Consider the following 17,179-nt stretch of genomic DNA (forward strand, 5'->3'; position numbering starts at 1 on the left):
ATAATCCGGCATCAAAATCTCCGCCAAAACCCGAGCCGGCTTCTTGCCACGCCGGCCGGGCGTGGTCTCGCGAGTTGAAATGGGTTGCCGCATGCGCTTGATCCAGCCGCCCTCACGCAGCTGCCGGTCCGGCCTCACGCAGCAAATCGTCAGCTTTGTCCGTCTTCTCCCAAGTGAACTCAGGCTCTTCACGCCCGAAGTGTCCGTATGTCGCCGTCTTGCGGTATATCGGCCGTAAGAGATCAAGCATCTTGATGATGCCTTTCGGTCGGAGATTGAAAACCTCGAGAACAAGGCGCTCGATCCTTTTTTCCTCGATCCTTGCGGTTCCGAAGGTATTGACCATGACAGAAACCGGACTGGCCACGCCGATCGCGTAGGCAAGCTGAACCTCGCAGACCTCCGCAAGGCCGCTGGCAACGATGTTCTTCGCGACATACCGGGCGGCATAGGCCGCCGAGCGGTCAACCTTGGATGGGTCCTTGCCCGAAAAGGCACCGCCGCCGTGACGCCCGGTCCCACCGTAGGAATCGACGATGATCTTCCGTCCTGTGAGGCCGCAGTCGCCGGCAGGCCCACCGACCACGAACCGCCCTGTTGGGTTGACCAGAAATCTGATCCCCGAAGTATCCAGGTGGGCCGGCAGGACCGGTTTTATGATCTCCTCAATGACGCCTTCGCGGACCGTGGCTTGTGAGACCGCTTCGTCATGCTGCGTTGACAGGACTATGGTATCCAGCGCCACCGGGCGGAGCCCTTCGTAGCGTACCGACACTTGAGATTTCACGTCCGGACGCAGCCAGCCAAGCTGTCCCGCTTTCCGGACCTCGGCCTGTCTTTTCGTCAAATGGTGAGCGAGTTGGATCGGCAGGGGCATCAATGTATCCGTCTCGTTGCATGCGAATCCAAACATGATGCCCTGATCCCCTGCCCCTTGCCCGAGATCCTGCCCTCGTCCTTCATCAACGCCCTGGCTTATGTCGGGCGACTGCTCGGTGAGGGCCAGAACGACGGCGCAACGTCGACCATCAAAGCCAATCGCATCATCGTCGTAGCCAATATCGAGTATCGTATCGCGGGCGACTTGGCTGTAATCGATGTGGGCATGGCTGGTGATCTCGCCAGCCACAACGACCATCCCCGTCTTCACCAACACTTCACAGGCGACGCGCGCCTTCGGATCGGTGCGCAGGACCGCATCGAGAATGGCATCGGAGATGTTGTCTGCCATCTTATCGGGGTGTCCCGCGCCGACGGATTCGGAAGAGAACACGAACTGCCTGGTCATAAAAATGCCCTCGCTTCAAGTGCTGGAGTTAGTGAGGAGTTTCTGGATTGGGGTGGCTTATCGGTCGGGGATGCCGGGAACATCGAACGCAGTGCAGAAGTCGGCAACGTCTCTTCGTACGCTCGCATGAACTTCCTGGTCATCGGGCTGGCGGCAGACCGAGTCGATGAAAGCGGCGATCTGCACCATCTCCGTTTCGCGCATGCCCATGGACGTCACCGCTGGTGTCCCTAAGCGGATGCCGCTTGTCAGCGCCGGATGCCGCCGGTCGCCCGGGACCATATTGAAATTCGCAATGATGCCTGCACGCGATAAGCGCTCCGCATAGGCTTTGCCTGACAGCGACCGGTCCCGAAGATCAAGGATCAGCATGTGATTGTCAGTGCCCCCGGTGACGAGTTCATAACCTCGCTCCAGAAGTGCCTGGGCCAGAGCCTTGGCTCTGTGGACGATCTGCTGACCGTAGACACGAAAGGACGAGTTCGCTGCTTCCTGCAAAGCGACGGCAAGCGCGGCGATAGTATTCATATGCGGTCCGCCTTGCAGAAGAGGGAACACGGCGCGGTCTATACGTTTGGCCAGATTGTGTTTGCTCTTCGGATGATGGAGGGGCTGATAACGGTCTTCATTCCTTGATAAAATGAAGCCACCCCGGGGACCGCGGATCGACTTGTGAGAGGTGCTGGTGACCACATCGCAATGGGACACGGGGTTCGGATGCACTCCTGCGACAACCAGGCCGCAGATGTGGGCGATGTCAGCCACCAGATACGAGTTCACCTCCGAAGCAATTTCGGCCATTGCCGCGTAGTCAAAAATACGCGGATAAGCAGTTCCGCCGACCCAAATTAGCTTCGGGCGTTCCCGCTTGGCGGTCTCGCGCAAGTGGTCATAGTCAATTTGCTGTGTCTTTTCGTGCAGCCTGTACGGGACGCGCTGATAATCGCTGCCGGAAAAATTGACGGACCAACCGTGGGTCAGATGGCCGCCTTCGGGTAAAGGCAAGCCCATGACTTTGTCACGGGGGCTCAAAAGCGCGCGATAGACAGCCTGGTTGGCTGGCGAGCCTGAATAAGGCTGGACGTTGGCGTGTTCACTGCCAAATAGCGCTTTCAGGCGCTCGATCGCGAGGGTCTCAAGCTCATCGACGATCTCGTTTCCGGCGTAGTAGCGCGCACCGGGGTATCCCTCGGCATACTTGTTGGTGAAAATCGACCCGGTCGCTTCCAACACCGCCGAGGAGGCAAAGTTCTCGGAGGCGATCAGTTTGAGAGTTGTCCGCTCCTGACGCTCCTGTCTTAGAAGCAGTTCGTGAACGCGGGAGTCGACGGCGGCTAAGTGAGGCCGCCCGTAAGTATCGGGCTGCGCGATGGCGCCGCCGGCGGAGTTATCCATGGTAGTCGCGCTCCATTTGGACTGATCTATTTCACGATCAAGCAGGCGGTCCCTTCAACCGCGCGTCTTGTATTGCTTCCAGGCGTTGTAGGTCTCTTTTATGATGGCCATCATCGTGGGGCAGGAGATCGACCACCAATTGAGCCAGCCCGCCATCCTTGCCTCCTGCTTGCATATGGTACGAAGACTGCGGACGTTGTTCGTTGCAGCAAAGAAAGTTGGCTCTGACCAGCCGCCGAACGTGGCGTCGAACCTGCTCGCGAGGCAGACTGGTAATATCGGCCAGCTCGCCGACGGTTAGATCCGCATGCGCGCAAAGGCCCAGGATTCGAAGGCGATCAAGATGCGCTGCCGTCCTTAGGCGATTTACCAGTGTCAACATTGGTTGGCATCAACCCGGACGGGATGCAGCAAGCCGCTAGCCCTTCTATCCCCATCAATCCGCATGAGACCTCTCTCGTCATTTGCTGTAAATCCGCTGGTATGGATGCTAATGGAAGATAGATCACAGTCCTTTCTACGACTAAGACGCCAGATATTGGGGCTAATGTACCACCTGACAGGAGACTACACTCACGAACATTATGTGAATTTTTTTTAACGTTGCTGAGAATCAAGGGTGAGGTTTGGCGAATGTCTCGCCGTCGACTGTCGAATCCTGCCCGACGGGATTATGGGGTGCGTAGCCTGCTTGTCCTTTCCACATGACCAGCGACGATGGGGCGAAGGCGGCAGACATAGCTCTGGAGCATGCTGCGGTGTCTTTGGCCTGAAGCCGAGAAAGGCGGACCGTGGCTTCCGCGCCGCTGCCGGGAGCCCGCGAACAGGCCAAGTGGATCAGCCGGGTGTTGCCGTCATAGAGCGTGAGACCCAAAGCTGGCCAGCCCCGCCCTAGGCTGACGCACCGCTCAGCGTCCACCTTGCTCTCGAAGCCCATCGGCATAGCGCCGATAACGACTTGACCGCGTGCGTGTCGACGAGCGATCGGTGAGCGCAAGGATCGAGGGTGCAGTGCAGGATAATGCTGTTTTAAATCAGCGCTGTTTTCAGCCGACTGCCTTGAGCGTGGGCACAAGGATATAGGCCCAAGGCAGGAGATCATCGTCTGGCTGTTCGGGAGGCCGCCCTGGGCGCGCGACAGCCGTTCCTTCGGCTGCGCCGCTCCGCCACCATCCGCGCCGTGCCTTCCGGAGACCATTCCCGCTGCCGGCCGGCGCCCGTGAAAACCTCGACCCGGCGCACCGGCTCGAGATGGCTGGGCTCAGCGTAACTCTGAAGTCGTCATATACCGAAGCCTTCACAGACTTCGGACATCCCCCTCACAGTCCGATCCAGATGGCGTCAGGAACACCGCTTGCGTTGATGCGGATGAACCCCTGCTTGTGCCACAATGACCCTTATGTCAGCGCGCGAGCCAAAGCTTCCGCGCAAGGCGACGGCTAGGATAAGGCAATGCCGACGAAGGGCACATTGCTTGCCACACTCTGGAATGATGGCATGCTCGGAAGGCCTAGGCTTTGCTCAGGGCCGCCTGCAAGGCGCGCTTTGAGGTTATTCACATAGCCTTCTGCGTAGTCCTGCGCCGTCGAGACCGAAAGATCAATGCCTGCCGCCAAGGCCTCTTCCATCAGGTGCTTTACGAGCCCATTTCGAATGGCCAGCTTGACCTCGGGGCCTGCGATAAGGCCGATCGCCTGCGCGGCCATATTGAGGCCAGCTTCCTCCAGCGCTCGCTTCATATCGCCTCCGTTAATGGCCGTACGCAGGAGATTGGCTGCTTGCGACTCAGCCTCGAGAACCATCGAGGCAAGATCGGCTACTTGTCCGAGGCCCGGAATGAAGCTGAGCAGTCCCACCGCCGTTGCCGCCAAGTCGAGCACTTTCGTCTCGATTTTGAGCACGGAGTCGACGACGTGCATGACGGCCCCGCCGTTCTTTTTGGCTGACTTAATGTCAGGCTGGTCCATCAGGCCCATCTTCATGTCCGCGACGGCATTCTGCTCTTCTGCGGTTTGGGCGCCGTGGGTGATTGGCTGCTGAACGTTGCGGTTCGCAGACGACATGTTTGTGCAAAAATGGGCAAAGTCTTTTTTGCTGATATTGCCGGAATCAACCGTATGCCCGCCGCCAAAGTCGAAGAATTTATGATGGGTCTTATAGCCCGTGATCGAATTGTTCAGGAGGCCAAACAAAAGAGGATCTGAAAGGAGCTGAGAGGCTGCTTCCCGCACTTTCGGATCAAGGCTCTTGTCGTCTTTCATTTTCGCCAGTTTGTCGCGAGTCAGAACACCGCTTCCAAAGAACGTGTCCTGATGGTCCTTGATCATCTCGACCGTATTCAGCTCAGTTTGCGTGAGGCTCATCGACGATGAGGCGACTTGCAGGAAATCCTCTTTGTGCATCTTCCCTTTCGAGCCACCGCACAACTGGTTCCAAGCATCGGGGTGATCGAGGAAATATTGCGCCGCCGCAATGACCTGGGGCGGAAATTTGCCGTTTTTCGATTCGCCGCCGACCATTTTCTTGAACTCATCCAGACTCAGGTCCTTGGACAGATTTTCGGAGTACCGGTAAAACTCCCGCAAGGCATCGCTCAAGGTCATGACCGAAGGCTGCAAACCTCCGCTGCCGTCGGATGGTATGTAGTTCTGCTCGTAGCTTCGCGCTTGGGCTTCCTGAAATGCAGCAACTTGTGGGTGGTGGTTTGAAAATCCGGCCAAGTCCTTGGCGTTGATCTTGCCTCCACAGCGGCCGTCGCCCTGCGAGCCAATCGCATAAAAAAGTCCCGAATCCTGCTGCAGTCCCTGGATCGCCGCTTTCAGATCCGGTGGCGTAGAGGGATCATTGGCTTTGTCGGTCAACGACTTCCAAGTAAGCGGGCATTGGTCCTTGTGACGGTTGAGTACCGCAACAATCTGCAACTCAGCCGTGGTCAGCGACCCACCGTTCCACGTGATTCCGGGGCTCGGCCTGGGAGCCGGCTCGATCTTCGGAGTGACGCCGAGCAGATGTTGGGCTTCAGTCGCCTTGGAGCGTTGCGATTGGTCCTCCTTGAGAGCCGCCCTCATATTTGGCGGCAGCAGATCCAGTGGGTGTTGCTCCAAGCCATTCAATGTCAAGACATCCGGTGCCAGATGGCCCAAAGGGTCCTGCCGCAATTTATCCATTGTCGAATCAAGATTCGACGCTGGCAGATCCCCTTGCGCGAAAGAGCCGGCCTTGTCTGCCAGCACACAAGTGGACAGCATCGCTTCGAAGCACGATGCACTTTGCTGATGCTGGGTCGCAAAATGGGAAACTTTCAGGCCCGGCCAACCCCTTGCGGACTGTAGCGAATTTGAGCGGTAGAAAGTTGAAAGATTACTGGCCGACATTATGCATCCTCAGACGTGACGTTGAAATCCCCACAAGAGACCCCGACAGAAGATCCCTTGCGTTTCACAAAATTCGACAATTCCAAGCGTCGGCAGGTCACGAATGCGCCTGCCCTGCCTTCAATTGCTGTGTTCCGGGCCGGCTCCAAGGTTCGGTCCAACACAATGGCCGGAGTCACCGCGAGAGCTGCCGGGACTCATCATGAGCGGATTAGCTTTCGAGAAACTGACGAGTTTGCGAAGAGTTCACAAAGGGGTAGCCGCAGTCATGTTCTTCAGAGCTGCGGGAAATCCTCAATGTTCATTTCTTGCCCAGCTCAGGCTTCCCGCCAACGCTATCCTGTTGTGGGATGTCAGAAGAATAAGAAGCATCCGGTCGTCCGTCGCGAACGACCGTAGTGGAGGAGCCGCGAAACAAGATCAGCACTGATTCCTTTGGCGTTGCCGCTATGTGAGTCTGCGCCTGCGCCTGCGCCACCAAGCCGTTAAAGGTCTGCTCCACGAGTGCGACGAAGCGCGGTGGACCGGAAACGAAGACGAGGCCATTGCCTGGCACGGGTTTGACCACATAGCGCTCGTCGGAGATATCAAGCTTGTCGAGAGCCCCCTTGAACGCATCGAAGCGAATCGACGTCATCAAAAGCATTCGAGTTTGCGATTCTTGTGCAGCAGACACATAGAGCACAAGGCCGTCATAGTACCATTGTAGACCGTAAAGGTTCGTCAAGCGGTCGAGGAACGCGCGCGGTGGCAAATCAGGCATACGTCCGCGAATTCGCCCCTTCACCGCAGGACTGATGTTGACCCTGATATTCAGGTTGTTGCCGAATTCCTGCAACGCTGCAGCGAGCTCCTGATCCAGAACCGTGTATCTATAGGGTGTCGCCGGAAGGGACAGCGGGACTGCATGCGCCGGGTGAATCCCGGTGGACAGAAAAAACCCGGCACAAAGAAGTCTCAAAACATGCAGGGTGACGGGTTGGATAAGCGTTCTCGGCATGTCGCACTGATAAACCAAACGCTGAAATCATCACAAGTGACTAAATTGCCGAAGAGATTTTAGATTGTCGAAATGACGCCGCCGTTAGTCAGCTTGTTGTCAGCTTGCCCCCCTAGGAGTGTTGCGCCGACACCGGGTGATGAATGGGCGGGGCTCGCCCGGTCAGAGAGAGCAACCGAGTCCTTACATGATGATGCCTGTCACGTCGATCTCTGCCACTCTAACGGCTGGCCTCCCCAGGGTCGGATCACCGTCGATTGTCGAGCAGGCCCAGTTTGAGCGCGCCTTAGGGCATGCAGCCGACTCGCTGAAAAACGATGCCGCCGCGGGGCCAGCGAGTGCGGCGCCAGTTGCTGCGGCGATGGATGTTCAGCGCGCGGCTGCGCCGACGAGCGGCATGGGCGATCGCGTGTTGCAGACGATTTCCTCCCTATATCCACACAACACTGTTTCCTTCCCCGCGCTCGACCATGACATAGCCCTTTCGAAGGGCGCTCTACCGGGACCGGCGCAGAAGCTTCCCGTTCCAGGTGAGGCGGGAACCGGAATCTCGGGCATTCCCCAACAAGGGCAAGACTTCGAAACGATGATGGCTGGTCTTCGGGATGTTTACAACGGCGTCACCCAGGTGGCGCTTATCTCCAAAGGCGTCAGCGGCGTCACATCATCCGTGAATAAACTTTTGAAGGAAGGCTGAACCGCGCGCATGATTGGCTTGGCCGAGGGCGAAATCATGCGTGGCCTGTCAGGGTGGCGGTCGGTTAGACTTGTCATGCTGCCAGTTCTCGTCGCCCTCACTGCTTGCAAAGCCGACCTCTACACGCAATTGCAAGAGCGTGAGGCAAATGAAATGCTCGCACTTCTTGAAGACAACGGGGTCGCCGCGATCCGGGTGGTCGCCAAGGATGGAACCAGCACGATCCAGGTTGACGAAAAGCTGCTCGCCTTCTCAATCAACCTTCTGAACGCCAAGGGGCTGCCGCGCCAATCCTTCAAGAACCTCGGTGAGATATTCCAAGGATCAGGCCTGATTGCCTCGCCGACCGAAGAGCGTGCCCGTTACGTGTATGCCCTGAGCGAAGAGTTGTCGCGGACGATCAGCGATATCGATGGCGTTTTTTCTGTACGTGTTCACGTCGTGCTGCCGCATAACGACCTTGTGCGAGCCGGTGCCACGCCATCCTCGGCCTCGGTGTTTATCAGGCACGACGCAAAAACAAATGTCGCGGCTCTGCTGCCAAAGATAAAGATGCTTGTAGCCGACAGCATCGAAGGCCTGTCCTACGATAAGGTGGAAGTGGTTTTGGTGCCGGTAGAACGGTCCGCACACGAGCAACGGCCCGATCCGACTGCTGTTTTGCCACAAGCATCACTACCTCTTCCTGCGCCACTTCTGGCGACCGTAACAGGTTTTGCCGCAGCCGTATTCGGCGTGGCCTGTTATCTCTTGATCGGCGTTGTTACGCGTCGGCGCAAGCAATCAACCGGCGTTTCCAAGGTCGAGGGGCGCCGGGATGCTTCTGCTGTCGAGGCCATTCGCAAAAGAATGCCTGCAATTGGACGTGGGTGACATCTCATTGCCAATGCCTATACAGACCGCCCGACCTGATGGTCCGCACTTTCCGGGCGCGAGCGAGCTTGCGGCTTCGGCCCATCCAACCCGTCTTGCGGCGCGTCTTGATCCAGCGTTATCGGCCGAAACGTTAGTGAAGTTGCAGAAGTGTTCCAGACTGCATCCAAGGCTGGCAGAATTGCTGGGCAACGATGACGTGGATCTGAACCACATCGGCTGCAGGCCGGACCTTCTACGCGGGCATGATCCATATCGAGCGGCCCTTCTTGCTGGTAGTATCTGGCATGCCCGTTCGCTGGTCGCGTTTGTCTCTCAGCCTGAGCTTGCCATCCTTGTTAAACGCATCGGCGTGGATGCACACGCATTCGGAATCCGACACCTGCTGCATGCTGTTGACAAAAGACTGATCTCGGACCCAGAAAAACTCGCTCAGCAAATCGAATACGATGGACACGCATGTCTTGGGGCTTGGCTCCAGGACAGTTCAGCTACCGAGCGTAACCGCGTGCTTCTTCGATTGCCCGAGGGGACTGCCGCGGAGACTCCTGCACCTGAGCATTGGACCGCCGCCGGCCAATTGCTTTCACTTGTAGTAGCTCATTTTGAGACAGAGACCCCGGTGAAATGACAGTCGAACTTTCCGAGGGGCCAATAGCGCCGCAGATGCGTCCAGTCGGACCACTGATACCCGCGAGCGAGCTCGAAACCTGGCACAGCGCCGCGCAAGCCCTTGCCGCGGCAGAACGGCATCGGCAGCGCGTTCGAAACTGGGCACGCGCGGTTTACCAGCGGGCGTGGGCGCGCGGCCACATGGAGGGCTCGAATGCAGGCACCGAGGAGATGGCAGGGTTGATTGCGGAGACAATCTCCGAAATCGCGCGACGAAAGGCGGCTCTGGAGCAGGAATTGCCGCAGCTCGTGATGGAAATATTGAGCGATCTTATCGGCGCTTTCGATCCGGGCGAGCTATTGGTGAGGGCTGTTCGTCACGCCATAGAGTGTCAATACAGCGGCGCCGACGTTTGCCTTCATGTTTCTCCCATGCAAGTCGACATGCTTGCACGAGAGTTTGCTCGATGCGACGGCCAGGATGGTCGACCAAGGGTGCGGATCGAGCCCGACCCGACATTGTCGCCGCAACGCTGCGTGCTGTGGAGCGAGTACGGCAATGTTGACCTTGGACTTGACGCCCAGATGCGCGCGCTGCGCCTTGGTTTCGGGACGCTCTGTGAGAAAGGCGAGCTATGAGAAAGCCCGTCCCAGAACATAACGCTGACGCCGACACTCGAGCTCTCGTTCCAGCAATCTCGTCTTTGAGGGCTGCGGCCAAGCGAATTGACACGCGTGCGGTGCGCGGTCGGATCACGCGGGCTATCGGCACACTGGTTCATGCCGTCTTGCCAGACACTCGTATTGGGGAACTTTGCCTCCTAGAGGACCCGCGAACCGGGCTGTCGCTCGAGGCCGAGGTGATCGGCCTGTCGGGTGATGGTGTATTGCTGACACCGATCGGGGACTTGGTGGGCCTATCCAGCCGCGCAGAGGTCGTGGCCACTGGCCGAATGCGTGAGGTGCCCGTCGGCGGCGATTTGCTCGGTCGCGTGATCGACAGTCGTTGCCGCCCATTGGACGGCAAAGGCGAAATCAAGACCGTCGAAACTCGGCCCCTGCATGGCAGAGCCCCCAATCCGATGACGAGGCGCATGATTGAGCGGCCATTCCCGCTTGGGGTCCGTGTCCTCGATGGTCTGCTGACGTGCGGCGAGGGCCAGCGGATCGGGATTTATGGCGAGCCAGGTGGTGGCAAGTCGACGCTGTTGTCACAGATCGTAAAGGGTGCCGCCGCTGACGTCGTCATAGTGGCGCTCATAGGCGAACGTGGACGGGAAGTTCGTGAATTCATCGAAAGGAATCTTGGTGAAGAGGGCCTTCTCCGTACAGTCGTCGTGGTTGAAACATCCGACCGCTCGGCGGTAGAGCGCGCGCAATGCGCTCCAATGGCGACTGCGCTCGCGGAATATTTCCGCGATCAAGGCCTACGCGTTGCTCTCATGCTGGATTCGCTGACGCGCTTCTGCCGCGCTATGCGCGAAATAGGCCTTGCTGCGGGTGAGCCGCCGACGCGACGGGGCTTTCCTCCTTCCGTTTTTGGCATGCTGCCAGGCCTGCTCGAGCGCGCCGGCATGGGTGAGCGGGGCTCAATCACGGCCTTCTATACGGTGCTTGTAGAGGGTGATGGCACGGGTGATCCAATCGCCGAGGAATCGCGTGGTATTCTCGATGGCCATGTCATCCTCTCACGCGCTATTGCGGCGCGATCGCATTTCCCCGCTATTGATGTGCTGCAGAGTCGCAGCCGCGTCATGGATGCAGTCGTTTCGGGGACACATCGCAAGGCAGCATCCATTTTCCGCGAGCTCCTGTCGCGCTATGCCGAGACCGAGTTCTTGATCAATGTTGGCGAATACAAGCCAGGTGGAGATCCCCTGACTGACCGGGCTGTCGCGTCAATCGACGAACTGAGGGAGTTTCTGCGCCAGAGCGAAGATGACGCGTCAGATTTCGAGGAGACGGTCGCATGGATGTCGCGTCTGACCGCGTAAACTGGATTCAGTCTTCGAGGTTACGGCTTCTGAAGGAAATGCAAGAGCGTCGTGCCCTTGGCGAGCTGTCCAAGAAGGAAGCCCAGCGCGATGTGGCCGCCTCAGCCGTACAAAATGCCTCTAGGGAGCTTGCAATGATACAGCAACATTGTTCAAGAAAAGAAGCAGCGCTCTATCAGCATCTGATGTCACTCGACAACTTGTCTAGCGCAGCGCTCGACCGTCACCGCCTTCACACTGAACAGCTTGCCGCTGAGATCAATTCCAGACGGCAGATGCTTGATGATACCCAAATCGCTCAAGAGGAGGCTGAGATGGCGGCGTCCAGGACGAGGGAGCTATGGGTCATATGTTCGGCGGCAAGGGACAAATGGCAACAAATCGAGGACGACGTGCGGCGCGCCGTCGAGACTCATTCGGAGGCCGCAGCCGAGATCGAGGCCGACGATGAGATACTGCTGAAATATGCGAGGGGGTCGCTTGCCTAAATGCCGCGCAACCGGATCCGACGGTCGCAAGAGGTCGTCCGAATGACACGACCGTGCAGTCTTTGATAGGCGCTGCGGTCACACCCGCCATGTTCGAACCAGTTCTGAAACTGTCCCACACGGTTGTCTCGTGGCTCAATGATACAGCAGCGCCGCGCACGCCGTTTCAAAGCCGGATCAACGAGGTGCCGCTATCGGTGCGAACGGCAGGGCTTGTCTGGCAGCAGGAACCTGCTGCCATTCCGATGCTTGACTGCGTCTGGAGAGTGGGAGCCGAAACGGTCATCTTGTCACTGTCGCGCCCGCTCGTAGAGGAGTTCATCACGACAGTGCAGAACGGCTTGGCCTTCCCTTCCGAGCCAACTGCTTCGCTAATTCTCGAACTCGCTCTGGAGCCGCTTGTCACTCGACTGGAGGAGACGACGCGTCTGAACGTGCAACTCGTGCGGGTATGCGAAGCCACGATGCTGGCTCCTCATCTTGAACTCGACATCATTTTCGGCGCGGTCAAGGGCAAGGGCCGTCTATTCCTGTTCACGCCACTTGACGGCTTAGTACCGCCTGCGTTTCGCGCGCTAGGCGAACTGCTTGCCCAGTTGCCGCGGCAGCTGGGCGGGCTGCCTCCAGAGCTCCCGCTCATTGTTGCAGGAGAGGTCGGCACGCTTCGCCTTCCTGCGGCGCTTCTTCGAAGCGCATGTGTCGGTGATGCATTGTTGCCCGATATTGCGCCGTTCGGCCGCGGCCAGATCACCCTAGCTGTCGGCCAGTTGTGCGCCGAGGCGGATCTTGACGGCGATGAATTAATCTTGCGGGGGCCTTTCCGCCCGCGACCGTGTCCTTTGGAGAGTGCGCATATGACACAACCCGGATCGCAACTGGAGCTTACTAAGGATCTCGACGATGTCGAGATCGTGCTTGTCTTTGAATGCGGCCGCTGGCCTATTTCTCTTGGGGAATTAAGAAGTGCCGGCGAAGGGCATATTTTTGAACTTGGATGGCCGATCGACGGCCCGGTCGACATAGTGGCCAATGGTCAGCGTATCGGGCGTGGCGACATTGTCCGCATCGGAGAAGAGCTGGGCATCAGGCTGCGTGGCGGGTTTGCATGCAATGAGTGAAGCTCAGCCGACAATCCTGGCGCTTCTTGCGGTTACCGCCGGACTCGGTCTGCTGGTTTTAGCAGTTGCCACGACAACGGCCTTTGTAAAGGTATCAATTGTTCTTTTCCTCGTCCGCAATGCGCTCGGGACCCAGACCATACCACCCAATGTGGTGCTGTACGCCGCGGCGATGATCCTCACTATGTTCGTTAGTGCGCCCGTTGCTGAGCAGACCTATGACCGCATGTCGGATCCCAAGCTCCACTATCAGACATTCGACGACTGGGTAAGCGCCGCTAAAGCCGGAAGTGAGCCCTTGCGCGAGCATCTCAAGAAATTCACAAATGAAGAGCAGCGGCGATTTTTCCTATCTTCGACAGAAAAGGTCTGGCCAGAGGAAATGCACGCTGCAGCCACGCCTGATGACTTTGCAATACTTGTACCATCTTTCTTGCTATCGGAATTGAAGCGTGGATTTGAGATAGGGTTTCTACTTTATCTGCCTTTTATTGTTATAGATCTGATAGTTACAACTATCTTGATGGCGATGGGCATGTCGATGGTCTCACCAACTGTTATATCTGTCCCGTTCAAGATCTTCTTGTTTGTTGCCATTGATGGTTGGTCAAAATTGATGCATGGGCTTGTGCTGAGTTATACGTTACCGGGAGGCTGATCATCACTGAATCCAGCATCATTACTCTTATGAGCCAATCACTGGTGGTTTTCATGATCTGGATTCTACCGCCGCTCATTGCATCAGTGGTTGTCGGCCTCGTCATCGGCATCCTCCAGGCGGCGACGCAGATCCAGGATGAAAGCTTGCCGCTCACCGTGAAGCTTCTGGTCGTTGTCGCGGTGATTGGGCTGTTTGCTCCTGTGCTAAGCGCCCCGCTCATAGAGCTAGCCGATCAGATCTTCACCGAGTTTCCCGCAATGACACTTAGCTACTAGTCCGCCCCATGGACGCGCCATCGGCCGATATTCAAATTCTGATCCAGACGGCTCTCGAACTCGTCGTTGCGGCAGGTCTTGGGGCAGCCCGCGCGATGGGCATCATGCTGATCTTTCCCGTATTCACACGCTCGCAGATCAGTGGGCTGATCCGGGGCTGTTTGGCTGTTGGCTTCGCACTACCATGCCTGGCACATGTCAGTGGCGGATTGCCGGCGCTGGATCCTGATACACGCCTGATCCAGCTAACCCTGCTCGGATTCAAGGAAGTTTTTGTCGGTGTACTCCTTGGCACTTTTCTTGGCATTCCGCTTTGGGGCCTTCAGGCTGCCGGGGAGCTTATCGACAACCAACGCGGCATCAGCAGCCCGACCGCTTCGGCCGATCCCGCGACGAACAGTCAGGCTTCCGCGATGGGCGTTTTTCTGGGGATCACTGCGATTGCCATATTCGTCGGATCAGGAGGCCTGGAAACTTTGATCAGTGTCCTGTACCGCAGCTACTTGATCTGGCCGGTGTATCAGTTTCACCCGACACTGAGCGGGCCAGGAGCAATGGAGTTGTTGGGGCTTCTCGACAGCATAATGCGCACGGCATTATTGGTATCGGGGCCTGTCGTGTTCTTCCTGATACTGATTGATATATCGATGATGCTGCTGCGTCGCTTTGCCCCGCAATTTAAGGCGAGCCAACTGTCTCCGGCAATCAAGAACATTGTCTTTCCAGTTCTCATGGTCACCTACGCTGCCTATCTGGTGGAGAGCATGAAACTGGAGGTCACACGTGCCAACGGCGTGCTGGAGTGGTTCGACAAATTGCTGCCATGAGCGACACAAGTGAAGAGAAGACACACGCCGCCAGCCCGAAGAAGTTAAGTGAAGCGCGCAAAAAAGGACAGCTGCCACGTAGCTCCGATTTCGTCCGCGCGGTCGGGACTTGCGCTGGGCTCGGCTACCTTTGGCTAAGAGGCAGCGTGATCGAGGACAAATGCCGGGAAGCGCTCCTATTAGCCACCAAGTTGCAGAGCCTACCTTTCGATACCGCGGTGCCGCAGGCATTGGTTGTGCTCGTCCAACTCACCGTCGCGGCTGTTGGCCCGCTGCTTGGAACCCTCGTCGCCGCGGTGATTTTGGCCAGCCTGCTAGCCAATGGTGGATTTGTCTTCTCTCTGGAGCCGATGAAGCTCAGCTTTAAGAAAATTGACCCCTTTGAAGGGCTGAAGCGCTTGGGGTCTGCTCGTTCCATGGTCGAAGTCTGCAAGACCATGTTCAAGGTATTGGTTCTCAGCGCAACCTTTTCCATTGTCCTTCTCGGGATGTGGAAGACAATGGTCCCTCTGCCGATCTGCGGCATGGGCTGTGTTGGCCTCATCTTTATGGAGACAAAATTGCTGATGGGAATTGGCGCCGGCGCACTGCTGGTCGGCGGACTGATCGATCTCCTGCTCCAGCGCGCGTTGTATCTGCGCGAAATGCGCATGACCAATACCGAAGTGACGCGCGAGTCGAAGGATCAGCAAGGAGCGCCAGAGTTGAAAGGTGAACAGCGTCGCATCCGCGAGGAGGCGGCCGACGAGCCTGCGCTTGGCGTGCATCGCGCCACGCTGGTCTTAACAGGAAGGGCGGTCCTGATCGGTCTGCGTTACGTTCGCGGTGAAACCGGGGTGCCGTTCTTAGTTTGCCGTGCCGAAGGTGAGCGCGTTTCACATGTGTTGAGCGAGGCGCGGGCACTACGCCTGACGATCGTCCATGACCATGTCTTAGCGCGTCAGCTGATAGGCACTACAAAACTCGGCCACGCGGTTCCTATGCAATATTTCCAGCCTGTCGCGAAAGCATTCTTTGCCGCAGGCTTGGCCTAGTCATTGGAAGTCCACGACTGCCAGTTCAAAACTGACCTGGCTCCATGCTAGTGGCAAATGTCGGCTGGCCATCCGTGCCCCAGTGTCTCTGTCAGGCCAACCGCGCAACCGCGGGCCTGGGGCAATCACTCCCCTCGGATCTGCCACCCAGCAACTACGGCAAGTCCTCCGGGCATGACCTTGCAGCCTCTGCTGGCCGGTGCGTGGCGCAGTCCGAGGTTTTGAGGCCGGCAGTGCGGATTTGATTGGTGCAGCCGTTGGAATGCCCTCGTCAGCTAGTCGTCAACTAAGCGCCCTATGTTGAACAGCCGTGCTAACTTGAGCTCGGTTGCGAAACATAGGAGTACGAATCGTCATGTATGGTCGAATTGGTGGCTCATCCGATAGTTACCGCGCGCATAATGCCGGCGAGCAATCGGATGCAGGAAGCGAAGGGTTCGCGGACACATTTGCCCGAATGCACTTATCCGGATCGGAAGGTAGCGGCGCCTCATCATCGGCGGCTCCCCAAGCATACTCCCTCAATTCCCGACCTCCTGTGGTGGAGATCAACAGGACTTCCTTCAGGAGACAGGTGAGGCAATTTCATGGTGATGAAATCACGCACATCGCCGACAATCCTCAAGAGTATTCAGAGTTCGTATCGTCACGAGCCAGGCGCACCGCGGACGTTGCTCAGCAATATGGCATCCGTCGAGATACGGAGCACGCGCGATATTTCAGTTACCAATTGGGAGACCGGAGTGCCGGACTGCTGAGAATGGAAGGCGGATTCAGCATGAACGAGTTCGAATCGGAAAGTTGGCGGGAACAATTTCCTGGTCGAACTGAGGTCACTTCCATAGTGGATCTTCAAGTCGCCCATCCGCTCGTCGAAAATGCGGGCGATATTCTGCTGGAGCATCAACTTCGGATAGACGGCGACCGACCGTTGCTGAATTGGCGTGCGGCTAATCCGGAAGCACAAGCGCGCGCGCAGACGATGGGGTTTGTTGAAGTGGATCATGGCGACCTGGTGCTTGACCCTACGCAGCATCCCGACAAATGGACGAAGAACAGTGCCGGTGAGTGGCAGCGTGCAGGCAAACCTCCACTCTATCTCCACAAAACCGAGGACAGCGACAGCAGCGATAGCGGGTCCGACGACGATTTCATGTGATTTGTCGACCCGCCGCCGAGCCTTGCAACTGGTGACGGTTGCAAGGCTGTTGGCAGTGAATGCTAATTGTCCGGCGACAGCCCCGCCTTAGCGCCAGCGCCGCCGAGCAATCCAGCCCATCTCCCAGACAATAAACTGCGGATGCGCATCGTGGGTGCTTGCGAGCGGATTGTATTCGGGCCGGAACTCCGCCTCTTGGATACGAGCTCTCCCGAATCCAATTTTCTCCACCACACCGTTGGGTCGTTGCGATGCGCCGATCCCGATCGGATCGGCTATGCCTGCTCCGCGCTCGCAGGAAGACCTTCCGCCTCGATCTTGGCGGCGCGATCTCGGCGATAAGTTGGATGGGAGGCAAGATACGCCGCCACGTCAACAGCCGGT

General features: G+C 57.7%; 17 protein-coding genes. 12 read left to right on the plus strand and 5 right to left on the minus strand.

Annotated features, from left to right (window positions below):
- Positions 1-112: 112 nt before the first annotated feature.
- The 5 genes from metK to EOB49_RS22425 form a co-directional block, all read right to left on the minus strand.
- The gene (metK, locus tag EOB49_RS22400; RefSeq protein WP_063169265.1) at positions 113-1,288 is read right to left on the minus strand and encodes a methionine adenosyltransferase; all 1,176 of its coding nucleotides are present in this window, start codon (positions 1,286-1,288) and stop codon (positions 113-115) included.
- Between the two features lie 57 nt (positions 1,289-1,345).
- Complete coding sequence (gene glyA, locus EOB49_RS22405) at positions 1,346-2,683, minus strand: serine hydroxymethyltransferase (protein WP_127248568.1); 1,338 nt, start codon at positions 2,681-2,683, stop codon at positions 1,346-1,348.
- A 37-nt stretch (positions 2,684-2,720) separates the two neighbouring features.
- Positions 2,721-3,065 carry a helix-turn-helix domain-containing protein gene (locus EOB49_RS38795; RefSeq protein WP_084831489.1) on the minus strand — a complete coding sequence of 115 codons (345 nt, stop codon included), beginning with the start codon at positions 3,063-3,065 and terminating at the stop codon, positions 2,721-2,723.
- 1,057 nt (positions 3,066-4,122) lie between these two features.
- On the minus strand, positions 4,123-5,931 hold the full coding sequence (locus EOB49_RS22420) for an HrpF/NolX family T3SS translocon protein (protein WP_245472785.1): 1,809 nt from the start codon (positions 5,929-5,931) through the stop codon (positions 4,123-4,125).
- Between the two features lie 427 nt (positions 5,932-6,358).
- Entirely contained in the window at positions 6,359-7,057 is a 699-nt protein-coding gene (locus EOB49_RS22425; protein ID WP_024505367.1) for a secretin N-terminal domain-containing protein, read from the minus strand.
- 187 nt (positions 7,058-7,244) lie between these two features.
- Between EOB49_RS22425 and EOB49_RS22430 the strand changes: the two genes are divergently transcribed.
- The 12 genes from EOB49_RS22430 to EOB49_RS22485 all read left to right on the plus strand — a co-directional run bounded on the left by EOB49_RS22430 (position 7,245) and on the right by EOB49_RS22485 (position 16,795).
- The gene (locus EOB49_RS22430) at positions 7,245-7,754 is read left to right on the plus strand and encodes a nodulation protein NolB (protein WP_024505368.1); all 510 of its coding nucleotides are present in this window, start codon (positions 7,245-7,247) and stop codon (positions 7,752-7,754) included.
- A gap of 36 nt (positions 7,755-7,790) precedes the next feature.
- Positions 7,791-8,627, plus strand: coding sequence for a type III secretion inner membrane ring lipoprotein SctJ (gene sctJ / locus EOB49_RS22435; RefSeq protein ID WP_281035262.1), 837 nt, complete (start codon positions 7,791-7,793; stop codon positions 8,625-8,627).
- Positions 8,572-9,258: a nodulation protein NolU gene (locus EOB49_RS22440; RefSeq protein ID WP_281033888.1), complete on the plus strand. Its 687-nt coding sequence runs from the start codon at positions 8,572-8,574 to the stop codon at positions 9,256-9,258. The genes sctJ and EOB49_RS22440 overlap by 56 nt, the downstream gene beginning before the upstream one ends.
- Complete coding sequence (sctL, locus tag EOB49_RS22445; protein ID WP_024505371.1) at positions 9,255-9,878, plus strand: type III secretion system stator protein SctL; 624 nt, start codon at positions 9,255-9,257, stop codon at positions 9,876-9,878. Before EOB49_RS22440 ends, sctL begins: the two co-directional genes overlap by 4 nt.
- A complete protein-coding gene (sctN, locus tag EOB49_RS22450) occupies positions 9,875-11,233 on the plus strand; it encodes a type III secretion system ATPase SctN (RefSeq protein WP_024505372.1) in 1,359 nt (452 codons plus the stop codon). Before sctL ends, sctN begins: the two co-directional genes overlap by 4 nt.
- Positions 11,209-11,721, plus strand: a complete 513-nt coding sequence (locus EOB49_RS22455; protein WP_032899688.1) for a hypothetical protein — start codon at positions 11,209-11,211, stop codon at positions 11,719-11,721. The genes sctN and EOB49_RS22455 overlap by 25 nt, the downstream gene beginning before the upstream one ends.
- A gap of 89 nt (positions 11,722-11,810) precedes the next feature.
- Complete coding sequence (gene sctQ, locus EOB49_RS22460; RefSeq protein ID WP_095769044.1) at positions 11,811-12,839, plus strand: type III secretion system cytoplasmic ring protein SctQ; 1,029 nt, start codon at positions 11,811-11,813, stop codon at positions 12,837-12,839.
- Complete coding sequence (gene sctR / locus EOB49_RS22465) at positions 12,832-13,497, plus strand: type III secretion system export apparatus subunit SctR (RefSeq protein WP_029354851.1); 666 nt, start codon at positions 12,832-12,834, stop codon at positions 13,495-13,497. Before sctQ ends, sctR begins: the two co-directional genes overlap by 8 nt.
- 2 nt (positions 13,498-13,499) lie before the next feature.
- A complete protein-coding gene (locus tag EOB49_RS22470) occupies positions 13,500-13,775 on the plus strand; it encodes an EscS/YscS/HrcS family type III secretion system export apparatus protein (RefSeq protein ID WP_024505375.1) in 276 nt (91 codons plus the stop codon).
- 8 nt (positions 13,776-13,783) lie between these two features.
- The gene (gene sctT / locus EOB49_RS22475; protein WP_024505376.1) at positions 13,784-14,602 is read left to right on the plus strand and encodes a type III secretion system export apparatus subunit SctT; all 819 of its coding nucleotides are present in this window, start codon (positions 13,784-13,786) and stop codon (positions 14,600-14,602) included.
- Entirely contained in the window at positions 14,599-15,636 is a 1,038-nt protein-coding gene (locus EOB49_RS22480; protein WP_024505377.1) for an EscU/YscU/HrcU family type III secretion system export apparatus switch protein, read from the plus strand. Before sctT ends, EOB49_RS22480 begins: the two co-directional genes overlap by 4 nt.
- Positions 15,637-15,991: 355 nt before the next feature.
- A complete protein-coding gene (locus EOB49_RS22485) occupies positions 15,992-16,795 on the plus strand; it encodes a hypothetical protein (RefSeq protein ID WP_024505378.1) in 804 nt (267 codons plus the stop codon).
- The last annotated feature ends 384 nt before the right edge of the window (positions 16,796-17,179 follow it).

It is taken from the genome of Mesorhizobium sp. M7A.F.Ca.MR.148.00.0.0, from assembly GCF_003997735.1.
Taxonomy (GTDB): Bacteria; Pseudomonadota; Alphaproteobacteria; order Rhizobiales; family Rhizobiaceae; genus Mesorhizobium.